Raw genomic sequence first — 18945 nt, forward strand, 5'->3', positions numbered from 1 at the left:
GCGCCGCGCGCGCTGCCCTGTGTGGCCTTTCCCACCGACAGCCCCCCGGCCCCTGGCGGCAAGCTGCGGCATCCAGTGCGGCGGACAGGGGGCGGCAAATGGCGCGGGTTCTGCGGAGGGCGGCATGGGGGCTCGCCGGCACGGCTGCAGTCGTGGCCGCGGCGGCGTTCGCCGCGGCGTGGGTGGGCGAGCGCAAGGCGCAGCGCGTGGTGGAGATCCAGGTCGCCCCCGTCGCCATCCGCGAGGATCCCGCCGCCATCGCGCATGGCAAGTACCTGTATGAATCGCGCGGCTGCATGGAATGCCATGGCGCCGGCGGGGGCGGCAAGCAGGTGATCGACGACCCCGGCGGGCTGCGCGTGCGCGCGCCGGACCTGACCCCCGCCAATCCGGACATCGCTGCCTACCAGCCGGTGGACTGGGTGCGCAGCATCCGCCATGGCGTGGCGCCGTCGCACCGCCCTCTGCTGGTGATGCCCAGCGAAGACTACAACCGGCTGAGCGATGAGGATCTCGGCGCCCTGATCGGCTACCTGCGCACCCTGCCGGCCGCGATGGGCGCGCCGGCCGAGATCGACATGCCGTGGCTGGTGCGGGCCCTGTACGGCGTGGGCGTGGTGCAGGATGCAGCGTCCAAGATCGACCACAGCCTGCCGGCGCAGCAGGCGATGGTGCCGGAGCCGACGCCCCGGTATGGCGCCTACGTGGCCAATGTCTGCCTGGGATGCCACGGGCCGGCGTTTCGTGGCGGCAAGATCCCCGGGGCGCCGCCCGACTGGCCGCCGGCCGCGGACCTGCGCCCGGGGCCGGGCGGCGCGATGGCGCGCTACGGCCAGCCCGCGGCGTTCATCGAGATGATGCGCAGCGGCAAGCGGCCAGACGGCACCGCGCTCAGCCGGGTGATGCCGTTCGATTCCTTCGGGCGCATGAACGATACCGACCTGACCGCCCTGTACCTGTTCCTGGCCGGCTTGCCGCAACGCTAGCCGCGTGCCAGCCTGCGCCCGGCGGCGATGCCGGGCAGCTCGACCCAGCGGTGCAGCAGCCAGGCCAGCGCCAGTGCCAGGCCGGCATCGATGGCAAAGCGCAGCAGCTGCATGGCAGTCTGGTCCGGGCTCAGCTCGGGCATCAGGCGCTTCACCGCCTCGATCACGGTGGGGTGGGTCAGGTAGAGGGCGTAGGACAGTTCGCCCAGCCAGATCAGCGCGCGCGGCACGCGCAGCATGCCGGTGTGCTCGGCCGCGACCACGCCGGCCACCAGCAGCGCGGCGGGCAAGCCGCGCCCCGCCAGGCTGAAATCCGGACCGACCAGCGGCAGCGACAGCGCGAACGCCGCGCTGCCGACGGCCAGCAACGCCAGCGCCAGTGCCGGGGTCAGCAAGTGCCGCCAGCGCGCATAGGCCCAGGCCAGCCCGCAGCCCAGCAGGAATTCCAGCACCAGCGGATTGCTGACCATGGCCAGCCATGGCGCCGCGAACGGATAGCCCTGCGCGGGATCGGCCACCAGCGTGCCGAAGCGCCACCACGGCAGCACCAGCGTGAACAGCGCGAACACCCCCAGCACCACCAGCAGCGCGCGCCGCCCGGCCAGCAGCAGCCCCAGCGCAAACACCGCGTAGAACGCCAGCTCGTAGTTAAGCGACCAGCCCACGTATAGCGCCGGATAGCCGTAGTAGGGCGCATGGCTGGTGGCGGTCGGCAGGAACGCCAGCGACGCGGCGAACAGCGCCGGCGTGACCGGGTTGAGCAGCAGTGCATGGAGCGCCGACATGGTCCAGTACGGCGGTGCCAGCCGGCAGAGGCGCCGGATCATGAAGCTGAGCGGGCGCTCCGGACGCGGCCGGGCCAGCACCGCGACCCAGGCGATGATGAAGCCGCTGATGACGAAGAACACGTCCACGCCGACATGGCCGCGCTTGATGACGTTGTGGGTCAGCCAGTTCAGCACCGGCGCGTTGGCGCCGCCCAGCGTGAGCCCGGAGTGATAGACCACCACCAGCGCCGCTGCCAGCCCGCGCAGGGCCTGGATGCTGTCGAGCCGCGCCACCTGCGGTGGCTGTGCCGCGAGGGCACGGGCCGCGGGCGGGGCGGTGATGCCGGGCGCGCCGGCGGCGTCAGGGGATGGGGCCGGGGCCGTGCGGGCCGCGGCAAATGAATTATCTGGAATAGTCGACGGCACTGTTTCAGTGGAGGGAACCGGATCGATTCGAATTGCAAGGCAATCCATGAGGGACAGCCGTCGCTTGCACAAAGTTCGTGCAACCTGCGCTGACGGGCAGGGTAGTGCGCAAAGCGCCCGGCAAGGTGGCGCAAATTGCACTATCCTCACTTGTCCGTTGCGCCGGGCTGCGGCGCACAGGCAATGACCAGCGGGCAACGTACCCAAGGAGTGTCCCCCCATGACCACCCTCTCCATCAACGTCAACGGCAAGACCCGTGAAGTCGACGTGGACCCGTCCACGCCGCTGCTGTGGGCGCTGCGCGACAACCTGTCAATGACCGGCACCAAGTTCGGCTGCGGCATGGCCGCGTGCGGTGCCTGCACGGTCCACGTCAACGGCCAGGCCACGCGCAGTTGCGTGACGCCGGCCTCCGCCGTCGCCGGTGCGCGCATCACCACCATCGAAGGCATCGGCACCGACCGCGTCGGGCGCGCCGTGATGGACGCCTGGCTCAAGCACGATGTCGCCCAGTGCGGCTACTGCCAGAACGGCCAGGTGATGAGCGCCGTCGGCCTGCTGCGCAGCAAGCCGCGGCCCACCGATGCCGACATCGACCAGGCCATGGCCGGCAACCTGTGCCGCTGCGGCACGTACCAGCGCATCCGCGCGGCGATCAAAGACGCCGCCCGTGCGCTGGCCTGAGCGGGAGCGAACCGATATGCGTATCCGAGGCATCGAAGCCCTGGCCGGCGGCCAGGCAGGCAACAGCGGCGAGGCACGTGCCGACGCCGGCGTGGCGACGCTGGACCGCCGCGGTTTCTTGAAGCTGACCGGCCTGGCCGGCGGCGGACTGGCGCTGGGCGTGGCACCGCTGGCGCAGGCGCAGGAAGGCGGCAAGCCCAAGGCGCCGCCGGCGGCGCCGCAGGCGTTCCTGATTATCGCGCCCGACAACACCGTGACCGTGGCCGTGAACCGGCTCGAATTCGGCCAGGGCGTGCATACCGCGCTGCCGATGGCGCTGGCCGAAGAGCTGGATGCCGACTGGCGCAACGTGCGCGCGGCGCTGGCCCCGGCGGGCGATCCGTACAAGGACCCCGGCTTCGGCATGCAGATGACCGGCGGCTCCACCGCGCTGAACCACTCGTTCCAGCAGTACCGCGAACTGGGCGCGCGCGCCCGCGCGATGCTGGTCGCGGCCGCGGCGCAGCGCTGGAAGGTCGACCCGGCCAGCTGCAAGGTCGAGCAGGGCGTCGTCACCTCCGGCAGCCAGCGCGCCACCTTCGGCGAACTGGCGCCGGCGGCGATGGAGCTGCCGGTGCCGCAGCAGGTCACGCTGAAGGACCCGGCGCAGTTCCGCATCGTCGGCAAGCCCACGCCGCGGCTGGATGCGCGCGGCAAGATGGAAGCGACCACGCCGTTCGGCATCGACACGCAGCTCAAGGGCATGGTGGTGGCCGTGGTCGCGCGCCCGCCGCGCTTTGGCGGCAAGGTGAAGAGCTTCGGCGCCGACAAGGCCCGCGCGGTACCGGGCGTGCGCGGCGTGCTGCAGGTGCCGGTCGACCGCGGCGGCAGCGGCGTGGCCGTGATCGCCAGCGGCTACTGGCCCGCCAAGATGGGCCGCGATGCGCTCGAGGTCCAGTGGGAGGACGCCGGCTCGAAAGTATCGTCGCAGGCCTTGTTCGATGAATACGCGAAGCTGGCCGGCCAGCCCGGCACGGTCGCGCGCGCCGGCGAGGGCGATATCGCCGCGGCGATCCAGCGCGCGCCGCGCAAGATCGAGGCCGACTTCCGCTTCCCGTACCTGGCGCACGCGCCGATGGAGCCCCTGAACTGCACGCTGCAGCCCGAGGTGGCCGGCGGCAAGGTGCAGTCGGTCAAGGTCTGGGTGGGCTCGCAGTTCCAGACCGTCGACCAGGCCGCGGTGGCCCGCACGCTCGGGCTGGCGCCGGACAAGGTGGTGCTCAATACCATGATGGCCGGCGGCGGCTTCGGCCGGCGCGCGGTGCCCACCTCGGACTACATCGTCGAAGCGGCCAACGTGCTCAAGGCCTGGGTCGCCGCGGGCCACACCGAGCCGCTCAAGGTGGTGTGGAGCCGCGAGGACGATATCCGCGGCGGCTACTACCGCCCGCTGCACCTGCACCGCGCCCGCGTCGGCCTGGACGCGCAGGGCAAGGTGGTGGGCTGGCAGCACACCATCGTCGGCCAGTCGATCCTGAAGGGCACGCCGTTCGAGCCGTTCATGGTCAAGAACGGCGTCGACGCCACCATGACCGAGGGCATTGTCGAGAACGACTACGACCTGCCGCTGCAGATGTCGGTGCACCACCCGCAGGTGGACGTGCCGGTGCTGTGGTGGCGCTCGGTCGGCAATACGCACACCGCCTTCGTCAAGGAAACGCTGGCCGACGAGATGGCCGCCGCCGCGAAGCAGGATCCAGTGGCATTCCGCCTGGCGCGGCTCGACGAGAACAAGCACGCGCGCCATCGCGCCGCGCTGCAGCTGGCGGTGGACAAGTCCGGCTACGGCAAGCGCAAGCTGCCCAAGGGACATGCCTGGGGCGTGGCGGTGCATGAGTCGTTCAGCACCGTGGTGGCCTATGTGGTCGACGTCTCGCTGGTGAAGGGCGAGCCGCGCGTGCACCGCGTCACCGCCGGCGTGCATGCCAACCGCGTGGTCAACCCGTTGTCGGCCGAGGCCCAGATCCAGGGCGCCTGCGTGTTCGGGCTGGCCATGACCCGCCCCGGGTTTGCCATCGAGATCGAGAACGGCGCGGTGAAGAACAGCAACTTCCCGGACTATCCGCCGCCGCGCATCACCGACGCGCCGGTGGTGGACGTGTTCTTCGTGCCGTCGCAGGACAACCCCACCGGGCTGGGCGAACCCGGCGTGCCGCCGATCGCCCCGGCGGTGGCCAATGCGCTGTTCACGCTCACCGGCAAGCGCCAGCGGCAATTGCCGTTTGTGATGGCCTGAGCGCGGCGGCCGGGCGGCACTGGCGCTGTTGTAATCGCGCCAGTGTCCGCCCGGCCGTGGCAGCACCCTATTGCCTTTGCGGGGCGAGCCGCGTAGAACGGGGAAAACCGCGCGCGCCAGACTGCGCGGCAAGAAATGACCCCCGCATCGCCCCCGACGCCGCGTATCGCCCGGCCCGGGTGCCGTGCCCGGAGACCGAGGTGTGATCATGGAGACCCAGGAAAGTACGCTGACGCTGGCGCTGATGACCGAGCCCGCGCGCATCCGCATCTGCCGCGCGCTGCTTGAGGCAGGCGAGGCCGGGCTGCCGGCCACCGACCTGGCGCAGGTGGCGCGACTGAGCCTGGGGCGTGCCGGCCATGTCTTCTCTGAGCTGGTGCAGGCCGACGTGCTGGCGCTGTCGATCCAGGAGCGGCGGGTGTGCTACGTGCTGAAGGCGCGGCGCGCCGTCACCGAAGCGCTGGGCTATATCGACGCCAGCGGACTGGCCGACTGACACGGCAAAACGGGCCCCGCGGGGCCCGTTTGCATTGGCGCGGCGGCGCATGCCTTGCCGCGAACCTTGCGAGTGCTGCGTTACTGCTTCGGCGCGGCCATTTCCTGGCGGGCCGTTGCATCCGCTGCCTTGTTCTCGACCTTGCGCTCCTGCTTGGCGGCGCCGACTTCGTCCTTGTACTCGCCCTTGGCGGCCTTTTTCTTCGCCTTGTATTCGGCGGCGGCCTCGCGGCGTGCCTCGCGGCGCTCGACCAGCGGGTCCTTCGGCGGCTGGATCTGGGTCACGCCGGGTGCGGCGCCCTGGCCGGCGGGGCTGGCCGCGGCGGCCGGCACGGCAGGCGTTGCCGGGGTTGCGGGCGTTGCCGGCATGCCCTGCGCGGCGGGTGTGGCCGGGGTGGCGGGGGTGGCGGGCGTGGCGGTCTGTGCAATGGCCGCGGCGCAGCTGAGGCCTGCCAGGCCTGCCGCAATCACGCTGGCGATTCGGGTATGGCGAGCGGGTTGTTTGGGATCCATGGAATACCTCCAGGGTTAGGGTCGGAAGCGCCGGCCCGGTCGGGTCCGGCGCGACGTTTGCCGCACATGCCTGCCGTGCAGGCCAAGCGGCGACAAGGCCAGTCTAGGCAGTGGCCAGGGTTGGCGCTGTCGGGCTGGCGCCGATGAGACGCCCGAATTGCTCCTACAAGCGCGCCGCCGTGCCGCCGGAACCCACCAACGGGAAGGGCCGCACCCCGCCTGGCCGCTTCGCCAAGGCATACCCTTTCAAGATTCTTTAATTCGGCGCCAATAAGATTCACTTCTGCCGGCGCAGCACCTTTGCCACCATGGCCCCCACGAAAGCGTGACGCCGCGGTCCCCCAGCCTGGACCAGCTGCCGATGACGTTGTTGTCACGATGTTGACGTAGCGTGCGATGGCACAGGAGCGGATGAGGGAAACGATGCGAACGCGAGGCCCCCTGGTGTTCATGCTGCTGGCCGGCCTTGCGGCCGCGCCGGTGCCCGCGCTGGCCCAGGCGGAGCCGGCGTTTCGCGTGGTCGGCGCCGATGTGCAGAAGCAGTCCAATGCGGTGCTGACGCTGATGTCGTTCGCGGTGGTGCCGGACCTGGCTTCCAGCTCGCTTTCCATCAGCAGTGCCAGTACCGACAACCCGGACCTGACCCTGTGGCAGCTCGGCGGCGGCTTCACGCTGAGCCAGTCGTTCCCGCTCTATCTGGAAGGCTCGATCGCCTACAACCGCTACGACCCCGCCTTTGTCGCCACCAACGGCCAGGAGTCCCGCAGGCTGCCGGCCAAGTGGAATACGTTTGCCGGCACGGTTGGCATCGGCTGGGATTTTCCGCTGATCCCCAGCAAGGAGCTGGTGTTCCGTCCCATCTTCAACGCATCGATCGGCCGCGTCGCCAGCGACCTGTCCATCGCCCAGTTCGCGGTCGAGCACAAGACCGAGCGCGACATCGCCTTCCTCGACGACGGCGCGATGAATGCGTATGGCCTGGGCGGATCGGTGATGCTCGACTGGGAGAGCCACCGCGACAACCGCGATATCGACGTCGAGCTGCGCTATACCAATATCTACCTGCGCAGCTTCGGCACCTCGTCGGGGGTGGAGGCTTCGTCCGCAGCGCAGACCGCCAGCCTGTACGCGCGCTGGCGCGCGCCAACCGGGCTGCGCGCGCTCGACCGGCCGGTGCGCTACGTGCTGGAGCTGTCGCACTCGCATTACCTCGGCAGCCAGGCCGGGGCGCTGGGGTTCAACTACCTCACCACGCTGGGCACCGGGCTGGAACTCGACACCAGCGCCCACGAAGTGTTCGTGACCCGGGTTCGGGCGGTGGTGCGGTACGTCTTCGGGAACAACGTCTCCGGGGTGTCGTTCGGGCTTGCCGCGAGCTTCTAGCGTACCCGGTCTGAAAGAAAATCTGTCTGTCCGGGCCGCGCCGCAAGCGGCAACGATGCGCGAAATGCAGCGATAAGAGGGCGGGAAATTCGTCCGAAGCAGCGCGGCCAGGCCCGTGCTACGCTTCCGGCGAGATCAAGCAAAACTTTCCCGCCATGAAGTCGCCCGTCTATCTGAATGCCCTTCGCGCCTTTGAAGCCAGCGCCCGGCATCAGAGCTTTTCGGCCGCAGCCGCCGAACTGAACGTGACGCCCGCCGCGATCGGCCAGCTTGTGCGCAGCCTGGAAGACTGGCTCGGCACGCCGCTGTTCCATCGCCAGGCCAAGGGCCGCGCGCGCCTGATTCCCACCGAAGTCGCGGAGCGGGCGCTGCCCGACATCCGCGCGGGCCTGGACCGGCTTGCCGTCGGCCTGGACCGGTTGAAGGAAGGCTCGGCCAACGGCATCCTGACAGTGACCACCAGCCCTGCCTTCGCCGCCAAATGGCTGCTGCCGCGCATCGAACGCTTCCAGGCGCGGTGGCCGGATACCGACGTGCGCCTGGACACCAACCTCAAGCCCCTGGATTTCGCCACGCATGGCATTGATATCGGCGTGCGTTATGGCGCAGGGCAATGGCCTGACGTTGCGGCGGAGAAGCTGATGGATGAGCAGATCTATCCGGTCTGCTCGCCGGAATATGCCCGCGGCAAACGGGTTCGCAAGCCTGCCGATCTCGCCGGCGTCACGCTGATCCATGACCTCTCGGTCCCGAGTCACGCCGGCTTTGCCTCCTGGAGTGCGTGGCTCGGGGCGGCCGGCGTCGAGGGCGTCGAAGTCAAGCGCGGCATGCGGATCAATAACTCGGCGGCGGTCTTGCAGGCGGCGATCGATGGCCATGGCGTCGCACTGGGCCGCAGCGTGATGGCGCGGGACGATCTGGTGTCTGGCCGGCTGGTGCGGCTTTTTCCGGATATCGAATGCCTGTCCGCACTGGCCTATTACGTCGTCTATCGCCCGGAGTGTGCAAGCCTGCCGAGACTGGTGGCGTTTCGCGACTGGCTGTTCGAGGAAGTGGCGAACGCCCGGGCGAAGTGACGGCCTTGGTTGGACGGCCTGCTGCTTGTGAAGCGCTCCAGCCCGACCCGTCCGGTGGGGCCAGAGCGCTCCGTGACCTATTTTGTCAGTTGTGCGTGGGCGTCCAGCACGCGCGCCGAGTAGGTCAGTGCAGCACCGGCGTTCAGCGCGACCGCGACGCCCAGCGCTTCGGAGATTTCACCCAGCGTGGCGCCATGCTCCACGGCCTTCCTGGTGTGCACCGAGATGCAGCCGTCGCACCGTGTGGTCACGGCCACGGCCAGCGCGATCAGCTCATGCATCTTGGGCTCGAGATGGCCGGTCTTGACCGCTGCGTTGTCGATCGTCTGCAAGCCACGGATGACATCGGGGCTTTGCTGGGCGAACTCGCCCACGCGCGCCAGCAGGGCGTCGCGATAGGCATTCCAGTCTTTCATCATGGTTGTGGTTCCTGTTGAGTGGGATGGTGAAGGGAGCTTGCCCGTCGAGCTTCAGTTGCGGCCGGCCATCACGCCGCCGTCCACATCCCAGATTGCGCCGGTGACCCAGCTCGCCTTGTCCGAAAGCAGGAAGACGATGGCCTCGGCCACATCGCGAGGGGTGCCCACGCGGCCGATCGGGTGGAAGCTGTTGAAGCCCTGCAGCGCGCTGTGGACTTCCGCCTTGGGAATAAAGCCTTCGTAGATCGGCGTCTGGACCACCGCGGGCGATACCGCGTTGACACGGATACGCCTGGGGGCGAGTTCCATCGCAAGATGTTGCGTCAGCGAGTGCAGGCCGGCCTTGGCCATCGAGTAAGCGGACGACGGCGTCGCGGCGATGGCCTGCTTTGCCCACATCGAGCCGATGTTGACGATCGCTCCCGGGCGCTCGGCGGCAACCAGGTTGGCGGCGACCTTCTGCGTCACGAAGAAGAACGCCTTGTTCAGCTTCATGTACTGGTCGTAATCCGCATCCTCATGATCGAGGAAGGGCTTCGGGAAGAACACGCCTGCGGCGTTGACCAGCAGATCGATGTCCCGATGCGCCTCGTCGATGGCCTGCAGAAGGGCAGCCAGCCCGGCGTCGCTCGACAGGTCGGCAGTCAGCGCCCACACGTTGCCGAGGGGGGCCAGTTCCTTGCGCGCTTCCTCGGTCTTCTCCGGACGGTTGCCGATGATGACGGCACTACCACCCTGGGCCAGCACCATGCGCGCCGTTTCCAGGCCCATGCCGCTCGTGCCGCCAACCACCAGAACCTTCTTGCCTGCAAATTCGTTGCTCATATCGCATCACTCCATTCAAAGTCTGTAAAGACGCTTGAGGTGGAAGAAAATCTTCACCGTTCAAGGCCCGGAACGGGCCTCGGTTCAAGCGTCAGCAGAACACTGCATGTATGTAATTTTTGGCGATATCGCGTACGCGGGCAAACGAGATAATGTGTGCGGGTGAGAAAGGTTTTCTTTGCGTGAAGAGCCTGCGCCTCTGGCTTGGCGGGTGTCGATTGGGGGGGCGGAGAGCGACTCGTGCAAAGCATCGAGTCGTCGCAGATCAGAGCACCGTATTGACGTGATGGATGGCCGGCGGTGCGGCGAAGCAGTCACCGACGAGACCGCGCCATTGATGAAACGCTTCGGACTGGCGGAAGTGCACGGTATGGTCTTCAAGCGTTTCCCATGCGACCACCAGCGTGTAGTGCGACGGCTGTTCGATGGAGCGTTGCAGGTTCACCCCATGGCAGCCTTTCGAATCCAGGAACAGGGGCCTGGCCCTGGCGACACTGGCTTCGAACTGGGCCTCCATGCTTGGCTTGATGGTGATCTGTACGATTTCGTGAATCATGAGGCGCTGCCTGTTGGAGTAGGGGGATTCGTGTGGCACGGGGCCGAAGCCCCATGCCGGTTCCGGCATTACTCCGGTGTAATGCCCGCCGATTCCACCACGGTGCGCCAACGCTGGACTTCGCTGTTCCAGAACGCGGCGAACTCGCGTGGCCCGCGGGGATCGACCCGGAATCCAAGTTCCCGCGCCTTGTTGGCCACGTCCGGTGTCGACATGATGCGCACCAGCTCGCCGCCAAGCTTCTGGACGATCGCATCCGGCGTGGCGCCCGGTACCATCACGGCGGTCCATTGCTCTACGTTCAGCTTCGGCATCCCGCCTTCCGCGGTCGTCGGCACGTTCGGTACCTGCGGATTGCGCTGGGCGCTGGCAATGGCGATGGCGCGAAGCTTGCCGGACTTCACGAACGGCAGCGATTCGGGGAAGTTGCTGAAGATGACATCGAGCTGCCCGCCCATCAGATCGGTCAGCGATGGCGCGCCGCCCTTGTAGGGCACGTGCAGGATCTTGGTGCCGTTGAGCTGATTGAACAGTGCCAGCGACATATGCGAGGGCGTGCCGACACCGCTCGAGCCCGCGTTGAGAGACCTGGACTTTGCGGCGGCGGCGAGGTCAGCGAGAGATTGAATCTTGCTGTCGGCCGGTACCACGACCAGAACCGGCGTGCCTGCCAGCAGTGCGACAGGCTTCAGGTCTTTGTCGAAATTCAGTTTTGACCTGCCGCGGAACAGCGTTGCGTTGACCGAATGCGTCATGTTGACCGCTAGCAGGGTATTGCCGTCAGGCGCAGCCCGGGCTGCTGTCTCCGCACCGAGCATGGCGTTGGCCCCGGGCTTGTTCTCAACGATGACGTTGGTTTTCCAGCGCTCGCCGAGCTGCTGCGCAACCAGTCGCGCCATGACATCGGTCAGGCCCGCGGGCGGGAACGGCACGACGTACCGTAGCATCGCACCCGGCTTCGGGTAGTCGCTGGCTTGCGCCCAGGCAATACCGGGCAAGGCCAGCGCACAGGCGAAGGCGAGCACGGCGCGCCTGGCAAAGATCCGCTTCGTCGATGAATCGAGGTTCCGCTTCGGGGTCATGTCTATGTCTCCTGATGGTGAGGCCGTGGTAGATGCCGGCCCTTCTGAGGTAATGCGCGAGCGAGGTGTGGCCAGGCTTGGCGCGAACGGTCTCCGTGGTCAGGCCAGGGCTTCCAGGACTTTCGACGCCACGAGACTGCTCACCCGCTCGTTCGATTCGATCGTCAGTCCGCCGATGTGAGGCGTGAGGATCAGGTTTGGACAGCCTTCGAAATGCGGCGCCAGTGCCAGCGGCTCATCAGCAAACACGTCGAGCGCCGCCCCGCCGAGCTGTCCGGTACGCAGCGCCGTGGCAACGGCATGCTCATCCACGATGCCGCCGCGCGCCGTGTTCACCAGGATCGCGCCAGGCTTCATTGCCGCGAGCCGGCGCTCATCGATGAAGTTCCGCGTGGATTCGATCAGCGGTATGTGCAGGCTCACCACGTCAGCCCCGGCGAGCAGGTGGTCGAGCTGCGCTGGCGATACGCCCAGCTCGGCAAAGGGCGGGGCGTTGTCGGCCATGGCCGGGTCGAATGCCATGACCTGCATGCCCAGCGCCCTGGCAAGCCGAGCCGTCAGCTGCCCGATCGAACCGAACCCGATCAGCCCGAGGGTCTTGCCGGCAAGTTCGCGCCCCTGCGACAAGGCGCTGCGCGGCCAGCGTCCGGCCGCTACGTCTGCAGTGCTGGCGTAGGCGCCGCGCAGCAGCAACATGGCGCTCGCAATGACGTACTCCGCCACGCTGTGCGCGTTGGCCCCGGTGGCTGGAATGACGCGGATGCCGCGTGTCTCGCACGCCTGCACGTCGATGTTGTCCAGGCCCACGCCGAGGCGTCCCACTACCTTGCACCGCGTCAGCGCCGCAAGCAGGTCGCCCCGCACCCGGGTGCGATTGCGCACGATGATCGCGTCGCACTGCGGCGCTTCGCGCACGAGGCGCGGGAGATCGTCGACCAGTTGAGGGTCGTAGGTGACGTCATGCGCCGCACGCAATTGGTCCACTGCGGGTGCGTCCATGAACTCGGTGATCAGGATCTTCATCGTCTTCTCCATCAATGCCTGGAATTTCTGTAAGCGATATCGCCGCGATCGAGCCGCTTCGCCTGGCGGTCGCCGGTCTTGTGATTTGCGAGCATAATGGCCTCCGAGCAATCTGAAAAAACGGATAAATCAGCTTATGGTGACCCGAAAAACAGGTCAATCCGGAGGCAGGCTGCGTATCAACCTGAAGCTGCTGGAAGTCTTTCTTGCCACCGCCCATGACGGTTCGACGCGGGCGGCTGCGGATCGCGTCGCCAGGTCCCAGTCGGCTGCCAGCAGTGCGCTGGTCGAGCTGGAATCGCTGCTCGGCGTCCAGCTGTTTGATCGCAGTGGACGTCGCCTGGTCCTCAATGAGAACGGGCGGGCATTTCTGCCGCGCGCAGCCTCGCTGATCGAAGCCGCCGGCGAACTCGAGCACTTGTTTCATGGGCAGCACGCCGCGCCCCTGCGCGTGGCGGCCAGCATGACGATCGGGGAGCACATCCTGCCACCCTTGTTGGCGCGATGGAAAGTGTCCCATCCCAACAGCCCGGTGCGCCTGCAGATTGCAAACACCACCGAAGTGCTCGCCGCAGTGGCCGCCTTTGATGCCGACATCGGATTCATCGAAGGGCCGCAGTCCCACCCCGATCTGCTCCTGCGCGAATGGATGACGGACGAAATGGTGATTATTTCTTCGTCTTCTCATCCGCTGGCGCGGGGAATGGTCACGCGTGAGGCGCTGCGCGAGGCGCGGTGGGCCTTGCGCGAGCGGGGCTCCGGCACACGGGAGGCGGCGGACCGTTGGCTGCTGGCGCAGCTCGAGGACGTACACGTCGATTTCGAACTCGGCACGCCGGAGGCCATCAAGGCCCTGGTGGCGGCCGGCGACGCGCTGGCGATCCTGCCCCGCCACAGCGTCGCAGCGTCACTCCGGCGCGGCGAGCTGAAGGAGTTGCGCGCCTTTCTTCCCACGGCGGTGCGCCAGCTCGCGGTGGTGACGCACCGGGAGCGTCGGCTTGGTGCCGGCGGCGAGGCCTTCCTCGAGCATTGCTTCGAGGGCGTCGGGAAAATAAAGCGGTCCTCCGCAGCCAAGTCTGTCATGAGCTAGCCGTGGACATCGCTTCCTGCTGCACGGCAGGAGCGGGTACGCGGCCCGCAGCGTTCCCCGGCTCCGGGAAAACCCGCATCCGGGGCCTGTCTTGAAATGCCCCCACCCCGTCCCTATAATTAGCACTCGTCAGGGGGGAGTGCTAACAACCCCTGCGACACCTGAACATTTCTGACGGCCGTCGCCTCGGTAGCCGGCCGATTTGTGATCAAAAACTCACTTTGTATCTAGGAGTCCGTATGAATCTGCGTCCTCTGCACGACCGTGTGATCGTGAAGCGTCTGGACAACGAAACCAAGACCGCGTCCGGTATCGTGATTCCCGACAACGCTGCCGAGAAGCCCGATCAAGGCGAAGTGCTGGCAATCGGTCCCGGCAAGAAGGATGACAAGGGCAACAACATTGCCCTGGACGTCAAGGTCGGCGATCGCGTGCTGTTCGGCAAGTATGCCGGCCAGGGCGTGAAGGTGGATGGCCAGGAACTGCTGGTCATGCGCGAAGAAGACATCATGGCCGTGGTCAACAAGTAATCCGTTACTTGTAGCCCCACCCGTACAGATTTCAGGAGATTCAGAACATGGCAGCAAAAGACGTAGTGTTCGGCGACGCCGCACGTGCCAAGATGGTCGAAGGCGTGAACATCCTCGCCAACGCAGTCAAGGTGACCCTGGGCCCGAAGGGCCGCAACGTGGTGCTGGAGCGCAGCTTCGGCGGCCCGACCGTGACCAAGGACGGCGTGTCCGTGGCCAAGGAAATCGAGCTGAAGGACAAGCTGCAGAACATGGGCGCCCAGATGGTCAAGGAAGTGGCTTCCAAGACCAGCGACAACGCCGGTGACGGTACCACCACCGCTACCGTGCTGGCCCAGTCGATCGTGCGCGAAGGCATGAAGTACGTTGCCGCCGGCATGAACCCGATGGACCTGAAGCGCGGCATCGACAAGGCTGTCGGCGCGGCCGTGGAAGAGCTGAAGAAGATCAGCAAGCCCACCACCACCAGCAAGGAAATCGCCCAGGTTGGCGCGATCTCGGCCAACAGCGACGCCTCGATCGGCGAGCGCATCGCCGAAGCCATGGACAAGGTCGGCAAGGAAGGCGTGATCACCGTCGAAGACGGCAAGTCGCTGGCCGACGAGCTGGAAGTCGTGGAAGGCATGCAGTTCGACCGCGGCTACCTGTCGCCGTACTTCATCAACAACCCGGAAAAGCAGGTTGTCCAGCTGGACAACCCGTTCGTGCTGCTGTTCGACAAGAAGATCAGCAACATCCGCGACCTGCTGCCGGTGCTGGAGCAAGTGGCCAAGGCCGGCCGCCCGCTGCTGATCATCGCTGAAGACGTCGAGGGCGAAGCCCTGGCGACCCTGGTGGTCAACAACATCCGTGGCATCCTGAAGACCGCAGCCGTCAAGGCCCCGGGCTTCGGCGACCGCCGCAAGGCCATGCTGGAAGACATCGCCATCCTGACCGGCGGCACCGTCATCGCCGAAGAAGTCGGCCTGACGTTGGAAAAGGCAACCCTGAACGACCTGGGCCAGGCCAAGCGCATCGAAATCGGCAAGGAAAACACCATCATCATCGATGGCGCCGGTGACGCAGCTGGCATCGAAGGCCGCGTGAAGCAGATCCGCGCCCAGATCGAAGAAGCGACCTCGGACTACGACCGCGAGAAGCTGCAAGAGCGCGTGGCCAAGCTGGCCGGCGGTGTTGCCGTGATCAAGGTTGGCGCTGCCACCGAAGTCGAAATGAAGGAAAAGAAGGCCCGCGTGGAAGACGCCCTGCACGCCACCCGCGCTGCGGTGGAAGAAGGCATCGTCCCCGGCGGTGGTGTGGCCCTGCTGCGCGCCCGCGCCGCGATCTCGGCACTGACCGGCGACAACGCCGACCAGAACGCCGGTATCAAGATCGTGCTGCGCGCGATGGAAGAGCCGCTGCGCCAGATCGTGCTGAACGCCGGTGAAGAAGCTTCGGTGGTCGTTGCCAAGGTGATCGAAGGCAAGGGCAACTACGGCTACAACGCCGCTTCGGGCGAGTACGGCGACCTGGTCGAAATGGGCGTGCTGGACCCGACCAAGGTCACCCGCACCGCACTGCAGAACGCCGCTTCGGTGGCTTCGCTGATGCTGACCACCGACTGCGCCGTGGCCGAAACGCCGAAGGAAGAGTCGGCTCCGGCAATGCCGGGCGGCATGGGCGGCATGGGCGGCATGGAAGGCATGATGTAATCCATCTCGGGCCACTGCCCGCAAGGGCAGGCTGCGATAAAAAACCCCCGCGGACGCGAGTCCGCGGGGGTTTTTCTTTGGATGGCCGGCGCGGTCGGTGGGGGCCGGCTTGCGTCAGACTTCGACCACGCAGCACCAGTCGAACGACTTGTTTTCCAGCTCGCCGGTACGGCGGCTGACATAGCCGCGCGGGTTGCACACCACGCGTGAGTTGTCGACACAGTAGTCGAAGCTGGTATGGGTATGGCCGTGGATCCACAGGTCCGCCTGCGCCACCAGGTCGGGGCGGCGGGACAGGAAGCCGCCGGAGACCAGGTCGTGCGAGAAGCGCGGATCCAGGCTGCCGAGGTCCGGGCCGTGGTGCGTGACCACGACCGTCTTGCCGGCGTAGGGCAGCGCCAGCTGCGCCTGCAGCCAGTCAGAGGCGGCCAGGTGGCGTGCCAGTGCATCCTGCGGCGTGAACTGGCGCATGTGGCCGTCATCGCCGCGGATCTCGATCAGCCGGTGGTCGTACATTGCTTTCGCGCACGCCTGCATCGCCTCGTCGCGCCGGTCGGTGCCGAACAGCGTGTAGTCGGTCCACCATGTCGTGCCGATGACGCGCACGCCATCGAATTCCGCCACCTCGCCATTGAGCAGGCGCACCCGGGGATGCGCTGCGGCGGCCTCGGCCATCTGCTGGTCCACGGTGTCGAAATTGCTCTCGTAGTACTCGTGGTTGCCCGGCACGTAGACCACCGGCTGGCTGAACGTGCCGATGGCCCAGTCGATGCCGTCGCGGCCGTTGGCGATGTCGCCGGCCAGTATCACGAGGTCGGCGTCGCATGCGGGTACGGACTGCGGCAGGTTGTGTTCGATGTGGAGGTCGCTCAGGATGCGTAGCTTCATCGGGACTCCAGGCGGGTAGGGCGCACTGCAAGGCCTCGGCGCCGGCAGGGGGGATTGCCTGCATTCTTCAGAAGCAAGACGGTCCGGTCAAGCCCCGGGACCCGCCCGGCAAAGCAAAAAAGCCCGGAACCTGGGTTCCGGGCAAGTGACTGTCTTGCCGGCATTGCACCGGGAGACAGCCGGGGGAAACTGTCGCGGTTTCCCGGGGGATTTATCCTCCTTGTCCTGCCATGGTTGGCAGCAGCACGCGATAGATCTGGATGAAGGCCGGCCCGAGCAACACCAGCAGCAATGACGGGAAGATGGTGAAGATCAGCGGGAACAGCAGCTTCAGCGCAATCTTGGCGGCCTGCTCCTCGGCGCGCATGCGGCGCTTGGTGCGCAGCATGTCGGACAGCACGCGCAGCGACTCGCCCAGGCTGGTGCCGAAGCGGTCGGCCTGGACCAGCATCGACGCAAACTTGTCCACGTCTTCGACGCCGGTGCGCAGCGACAGGTTGGTCAGGGCCTTTTCCTTCGAGAAACCCGAGCGCAGTTCCAGCAGCATCAGTTGCAGCTCATCGGCCAGCACCGGGCAGCGCAGCGCCAGTTCGTCGGCCACGCGCATCAGCGCCGCGTCCAGGCCGAGGCCGGCTTCGACGCAGACGGTCAGCAGGTCGATCACGTCGGGGAATTCTTCGAAGACGGTGCGCTGGCGTTGGGAAACCTTGCGCGCCAGTACGACGTTGGGCAGGTAGTAACCGACGGCGCCCAGCAGCGCCAGCAGCGCGAACATCAGGTTGCGCTCCTGCAGCGCCGGCTGGCCGGCAAGGGCCAATAGCCCGATCATCGGCAGCGACACTGCCAGTACCGTCTTGGCGGCAAAGTACAGCGGCGCGGCGTGCTGGTTGCGCCAGCCGGCGTTCATGAAACGCACGCGCAACTGAGAGTTCTCCCAGCCTTCCTTGGGCAGGGACAGCCGCGACACGGGCGTCGCCCACTGCACCAGCTTGTCGAGCCATGCATTCATGCTGCCGGGCTCCGGCGCCATGCCCCCTTGGCCGGCGAGTTGTTCCATGCGCCCTCGCATACGGTTGGGGGAGAACACATGCAGCACTCCGAACACAGTGCCGAACGCGGCGACGAAGATCAGCCCCAGTATGATCAACTGGTCTGTCTGAAACCCCTGGATAATGCCTTGCATGATGGACTCTCCTCAGGAGGGCTGTCCTTGCCCGGTTTTGGCTCTGTGCGGCACCTGGTTGTCGATGCCCATGCTCATACCCTGATGCGGATGATCTTGCGCATCCACAGCACGCCCATCATCATCGATGCCAGCGCGCCGCCCGCCATGCGCAGCCCTACCGGGTCTTCCCACAGCACCCGCATGAAGCCGGGATTGACGATCAGGACCATACCGGCCGTGGCAAAGGGAAGCAGCCCCAGGATCCATGCCGACAGGCGGCCTTCGGCGGACAGCACGCGGATCTTGTCGTACAGTTTCAGGCGCTCGCGCACCAGGGTGCCGATCGTGTCGAGGATCTCGGCAAGGTTGCCGCCGCTCTCGCGCTGGATCAGCACCGCGATGACAAAGTAGCGGAGATCGTTGATAGGTACCCGCATGGCCAGATTTGTCATGGCGTCTCCGAGAGCCACGCCGTAATTGATCTCTTCGAAGGTGGTGCGGAACTCGGGGCCGATCGGCGCTTTCATCTCCTCGCCCACCATGCCAAGCGCCCCGCTGAAGGCATGGCCGGCGCGCAGCGCGCGACTGATCATATCGACCGCATCCGGCAGTTGCGCCTCCATCTTCTTGAGGCGTTTCTGGCGCAGCCGTATCACGTGGAGCACCGGCAGCATGCCCGCCAGTGCGGCGCCCAGCAGGATGATCGGCATCGGCACTGGCAGCAGCGGTATCAGCGCCACCGTGCACAGCACCACCAGCGCGCAGTAGCCGAACAGCTGCGCTACCGACCAGCTGCTGCCCGATTGCTCCAGCCAGCGGTCGAGCGTGCTGATACGCGGCACATTCATCAGCCAGCGCTGCATGCGGGGCGAATCGCTCAGCATGCGCTTCTTCAGGATCGACAGGCGTTCCGCGCTGACATTGCCGCCCGCCGAGAGTGCCCGCAGGCGCGCCTCGATGCGCTTGGCGGCCGGGCCGTGGTAACTGTTCCACCACAAGTAGATGCCCTCGACACAAAGCACCACGGCAGCGAACAGCAGGATGCCGAAGGCGTAGAAGATCATGCTCAT

19 protein-coding genes are annotated in these 18945 nt (G+C 66.7%); 9 read left to right on the top strand and 10 right to left on the bottom strand.

The window, feature by feature from the left end:
* Positions 1-98: 98 nt before the first annotated feature.
* Positions 99-986: a c-type cytochrome gene (locus tag GA0116996_RS05525; RefSeq protein WP_092308028.1), complete on the top strand. Its 888-nt coding sequence runs from the start codon at positions 99-101 to the stop codon at positions 984-986.
* On the opposite strand, the gene GA0116996_RS05530 is transcribed toward GA0116996_RS05525, so the two are convergent.
* Positions 983-2047, bottom strand: coding sequence for an acyltransferase family protein (locus GA0116996_RS05530; protein ID WP_208601234.1), 1065 nt, complete (start codon positions 2045-2047; stop codon positions 983-985). The two genes, GA0116996_RS05525 and GA0116996_RS05530, sit on opposite strands and share 4 nt — an antisense overlap.
* Before the next feature lie 352 nt (positions 2048-2399).
* Between GA0116996_RS05530 and GA0116996_RS05535 the strand changes: the two genes are divergently transcribed.
* From GA0116996_RS05535 to GA0116996_RS05545, 3 genes are all read left to right on the top strand, one after another.
* The gene (locus GA0116996_RS05535; protein ID WP_092308030.1) at positions 2400-2864 is read left to right on the top strand and encodes a (2Fe-2S)-binding protein; all 465 of its coding nucleotides are present in this window, start codon (positions 2400-2402) and stop codon (positions 2862-2864) included.
* Positions 2865-2880: 16 nt separating this feature from the next.
* On the top strand, positions 2881-5139 hold the full coding sequence (locus GA0116996_RS05540; protein ID WP_092308032.1) for a xanthine dehydrogenase family protein molybdopterin-binding subunit: 2259 nt from the start codon (positions 2881-2883) through the stop codon (positions 5137-5139).
* A gap of 208 nt (positions 5140-5347) precedes the next feature.
* Positions 5348-5635, top strand: coding sequence for a helix-turn-helix domain-containing protein (locus GA0116996_RS05545; protein WP_092308394.1), 288 nt, complete (start codon positions 5348-5350; stop codon positions 5633-5635).
* A gap of 80 nt (positions 5636-5715) precedes the next feature.
* Here GA0116996_RS05545 and GA0116996_RS28215 read toward each other — a convergent pair whose 3' ends face one another.
* A complete protein-coding gene (locus tag GA0116996_RS28215; RefSeq protein ID WP_092308034.1) occupies positions 5716-6147 on the bottom strand; it encodes a hypothetical protein in 432 nt (143 codons plus the stop codon).
* A gap of 423 nt (positions 6148-6570) precedes the next feature.
* On the opposite strand from GA0116996_RS28215, the gene GA0116996_RS05555 reads away from it, so the two are divergent.
* Positions 6571-7530: a hypothetical protein gene (locus GA0116996_RS05555; RefSeq protein ID WP_221221465.1), complete on the top strand. Its 960-nt coding sequence runs from the start codon at positions 6571-6573 to the stop codon at positions 7528-7530.
* A gap of 155 nt (positions 7531-7685) precedes the next feature.
* Positions 7686-8606 carry a transcriptional regulator GcvA gene (gene gcvA / locus GA0116996_RS05560; RefSeq protein WP_092308038.1) on the top strand — a complete coding sequence of 307 codons (921 nt, stop codon included), beginning with the start codon at positions 7686-7688 and terminating at the stop codon, positions 8604-8606.
* A 77-nt stretch (positions 8607-8683) separates the two neighbouring features.
* Here the strand turns inward: gcvA and GA0116996_RS05565 are convergent, their stop codons facing one another.
* The 5 genes from GA0116996_RS05565 to GA0116996_RS05585 all read right to left on the bottom strand — a co-directional run bounded on the left by GA0116996_RS05565 (position 8684) and on the right by GA0116996_RS05585 (position 12511).
* Positions 8684-9025 carry a carboxymuconolactone decarboxylase family protein gene (locus tag GA0116996_RS05565; RefSeq protein WP_092308040.1) on the bottom strand — a complete coding sequence of 114 codons (342 nt, stop codon included), beginning with the start codon at positions 9023-9025 and terminating at the stop codon, positions 8684-8686.
* Positions 9026-9076: 51 nt separating this feature from the next.
* Positions 9077-9850 (bottom strand): SDR family NAD(P)-dependent oxidoreductase, encoded by a 774-nt coding sequence (locus tag GA0116996_RS05570; RefSeq protein WP_092308042.1) that lies wholly within the window; start codon positions 9848-9850, stop codon positions 9077-9079.
* A 265-nt stretch (positions 9851-10115) separates the two neighbouring features.
* On the bottom strand, positions 10116-10406 hold the full coding sequence (locus tag GA0116996_RS05575; RefSeq protein ID WP_092308044.1) for an antibiotic biosynthesis monooxygenase family protein: 291 nt from the start codon (positions 10404-10406) through the stop codon (positions 10116-10118).
* Positions 10407-10474: 68 nt separating this feature from the next.
* Positions 10475-11488, bottom strand: a complete 1014-nt coding sequence (locus GA0116996_RS05580; RefSeq protein WP_092308046.1) for a Bug family tripartite tricarboxylate transporter substrate binding protein — start codon at positions 11486-11488, stop codon at positions 10475-10477.
* 99 nt (positions 11489-11587) lie between these two features.
* Positions 11588-12511: a hydroxyacid dehydrogenase gene (locus tag GA0116996_RS05585; protein ID WP_244159761.1), complete on the bottom strand. Its 924-nt coding sequence runs from the start codon at positions 12509-12511 to the stop codon at positions 11588-11590.
* A gap of 139 nt (positions 12512-12650) precedes the next feature.
* On the opposite strand from GA0116996_RS05585, the gene GA0116996_RS05590 reads away from it, so the two are divergent.
* The 3 genes from GA0116996_RS05590 (at position 12651) to groL (ending at position 15822) form a co-directional block, all read left to right on the top strand.
* On the top strand, positions 12651-13601 hold the full coding sequence (locus GA0116996_RS05590) for a LysR family transcriptional regulator (protein WP_208601235.1): 951 nt from the start codon (positions 12651-12653) through the stop codon (positions 13599-13601).
* Between the two features lie 239 nt (positions 13602-13840).
* On the top strand, positions 13841-14131 hold the full coding sequence (groES, locus tag GA0116996_RS05595; protein ID WP_008644494.1) for a co-chaperone GroES: 291 nt from the start codon (positions 13841-13843) through the stop codon (positions 14129-14131).
* 47 nt (positions 14132-14178) lie between these two features.
* Positions 14179-15822 (top strand): chaperonin GroEL, encoded by a 1644-nt coding sequence (gene groL, locus GA0116996_RS05600; RefSeq protein WP_092308052.1) that lies wholly within the window; start codon positions 14179-14181, stop codon positions 15820-15822.
* 114 nt (positions 15823-15936) lie between these two features.
* On the opposite strand, the gene GA0116996_RS05605 is transcribed toward groL, so the two are convergent.
* The 3 genes from GA0116996_RS05605 to GA0116996_RS05615 form a co-directional block, all read right to left on the bottom strand.
* Positions 15937-16710: a metallophosphoesterase gene (locus tag GA0116996_RS05605; RefSeq protein ID WP_092308054.1), complete on the bottom strand. Its 774-nt coding sequence runs from the start codon at positions 16708-16710 to the stop codon at positions 15937-15939.
* A gap of 211 nt (positions 16711-16921) precedes the next feature.
* The gene (locus tag GA0116996_RS05610) at positions 16922-17893 is read right to left on the bottom strand and encodes a type II secretion system F family protein (protein WP_092308056.1); all 972 of its coding nucleotides are present in this window, start codon (positions 17891-17893) and stop codon (positions 16922-16924) included.
* A gap of 74 nt (positions 17894-17967) precedes the next feature.
* Positions 17968-18945 (bottom strand): type II secretion system F family protein, encoded by a 978-nt coding sequence (locus tag GA0116996_RS05615; RefSeq protein ID WP_092308058.1) that lies wholly within the window; start codon positions 18943-18945, stop codon positions 17968-17970.

Source organism: Cupriavidus alkaliphilus (genome assembly GCF_900094595.1).
Classification (GTDB): domain Bacteria; phylum Pseudomonadota; class Gammaproteobacteria; order Burkholderiales; family Burkholderiaceae; genus Cupriavidus; species Cupriavidus alkaliphilus.